Raw genomic sequence first — 2,136 nt, 5'->3', positions numbered from 1 at the left:
GGCCGGGGCGTCCGCGGGCCCGGTCGGCCCGGCCGGCGGGGCAGCCACGGGCCTGGTCGGCTCAGCCGGCGGGGCGTGCGCCCGCGCGTACCCTGCCTGCATGTGCGCAATCGTTGGCTATGTGGGAGGGCGGTCCGCCCTCGACGTCGTAACGGCCGGACTGCGGCGCCTCGCGCACCGCGACTACGACTCGGCGGGGGTCGCGGTGCTCGCCGACGGCGGGCTCGCCGCCGCGAAGAAGGCCGGCGACCTCGCCGACCTGGACCGGGAGCTGGCCGCCCGGCCGCTGCCCACCGGCACCACCGCCATCGGCCACACCCGCCGGGCCACCCACGGCGCGCCCACCGACGCCAACGCCCACCCGCACCTGGACGACGCGGGCCGGGTCGCGGTCGTGCACAACGGCACCGTCGAGAACGCCGACCCGCTCCGCGCCGAACTCGCCGCGTGCGGCCACCGCCTCGCGTCCGACACCGACACCGAACTGGTCGCGCACCTGCTCGCCGAGGCGTTCTCCTCCACCGGCGACCTGGCCGAGGCGATGCGGCAGGTGTGCGGGCGGCTCACCGGCACGTTCGCGCTGGTCGCGGTGGTGGCCGACGAGCCCGACGTGCTGGTCGGCGGCTGCCACGGCGCGCCGCTCGTGGTCGGCGTCGGCACCGGCGAGCACTTCCTCGCCTCCGAGCCCGCCGCGTTCACCGACCACACCGACGAGGCCGTTGCCATCGGCCCCGACCAGGTGGTGGAGGTGCGCCGGGAGGGCATCGCGGTCACCGGCTTCGACGGCGTACCGGCGCCGGCCCGTACGTACCGGGTCGACGGGGACGCGGCGCCGGCGGCGACGGGCGGCTGACGGGCCGTCCACTCGGGGCGAGGCCATCTCCGGGTGGAAGCCGGCTGAGCCCCCTGCTGCAACAAGGCGAACAGGGGGAACAATGGTCCCGGCTCGACGCGGTCGGGCCCTATCGGTGCAGCCGCAGTGCGGAAGCGGTACGGAAGGGGTCAGCGCATGATCATCGGGGTGGGGATCGACGTCGCCGCGATCGACCGGTTCGGCGCGGCTCTGGAGCGCACCCCCGCGCTGGCCGAACGGGTCTTCGTGGAGCGGGAGTTGTGGCTGCCCAGCGGCGAACGCCGGGGCGTCGCCTCGCTGGCGGCCAGGTTCGCGGCGAAGGAGGCGATCGCGAAGGCGCTCGGCGCGCCGACCGGCCTGCGCTGGACGGACGCCGAAATCTGGACCCTGCCCAGCGGCCAGCCCCGACTGCGGGTGCGCGGCACGGTCGCCGCCCGCGCGGCCGAACTCGGCGTCCGCTCCTGGCACGTCTCCCTCAGCCACGACGCGGGCGTGGCGTCGGCCGTGGTGATCGCCGAGGGCGAGACCCCGACGACGGACGAGGCGACACCCCCGTACGAGGACCATGCTTGGCCGGCGGAGCCGGAGCAGGACCGGGAGCGGGAGTTGAACGAGGGGGCGTAGCCGCAGGCGACCCGGTGCCTGAGCCCGGTGCCTGAGCTGGGTGTTTGAGCTGGGTGTTTGAGTCCGGCGCTTGAGCCCAGCGCTTGAGCCGGGCTCCGGCCGGGGCCCGTACGCAGCCGCGTACGCGCAAGCTGACGCCGCATCCGCGCACCCGCGGGCCACGCGTCCACAGGGCTACGAGCCCCCCGGGCCGGGCAGGGGCGGGCCCAGTCGTCCTCAGGGCCACGCCCACCGGGCCGGGCGCCGGCGAGGTGCACACCCACAGTTCCGCGCACCCGCGAGGCCCGCGCGGCAGACTGGTCGCATGAGAACTGCGTACGGCGTGGAGACAGTACGGGCCGCCGAGCGGGAGTTGATGGCCCGGCTGCCGGACGGAACGCTCATGCAGCGGGCGGCGACCGGCCTGGCCGCGGCCTGCGCGCGACTGCTCGGCGGTGCGGGCCCGGGCCCCGGCCGTACGGGCACCGCGCCCCGGCGCCCCGGCCGGGTGTCGGGCGCCCGCGTCGTGCTGCTGATCGGCAGCGGCGACAACGGCGGCGACGCTCTGTACGCGGGCGCCGGGCTGGCCCGCCGCGGTGCCGCCGTCACGGCCGTACTCCTGGCCCCGGACCGCGCCCACGCCGGCGGCCTCACCGCGCTGCGCGCCGCGGGCGGCCGGT

Annotated in this window: 1 protein-coding gene and 2 pseudogenes; all 3 read left to right on the top strand. The window is 77.0% G+C overall.

Features of this window, described 5'->3' with window-relative positions; all coding sequences use genetic code 11:
* Nucleotides 1-100: 100 nt before the first annotated feature.
* Nucleotides 101-850: pseudogene (locus AAHZ94_RS33070) on the top strand (glutamine--fructose-6-phosphate aminotransferase); the annotation flags it as partial.
* A 159-nt stretch (nucleotides 851-1,009) separates the two neighbouring features.
* Nucleotides 1,010-1,375: pseudogene (locus AAHZ94_RS33065) on the top strand (holo-ACP synthase); the annotation flags it as partial.
* A 406-nt stretch (nucleotides 1,376-1,781) separates the two neighbouring features.
* Nucleotides 1,782-2,136, top strand: a 355-nt coding sequence (locus AAHZ94_RS33060; RefSeq protein ID WP_349997398.1) for an NAD(P)H-hydrate epimerase, incomplete at its 3' end; no start/stop codon positions are given.

Origin of the sequence: Streptomyces sp. HSW2009, assembly GCF_040240285.1 — a bacterium.
Taxonomy (GTDB): Bacteria; Actinomycetota; Actinomycetes; order Streptomycetales; family Streptomycetaceae; genus Streptomyces.
The sequence above is the reverse complement of the archived record's forward strand: the minus strand, read 5'-3'. Positions and strand labels throughout refer to the sequence as shown.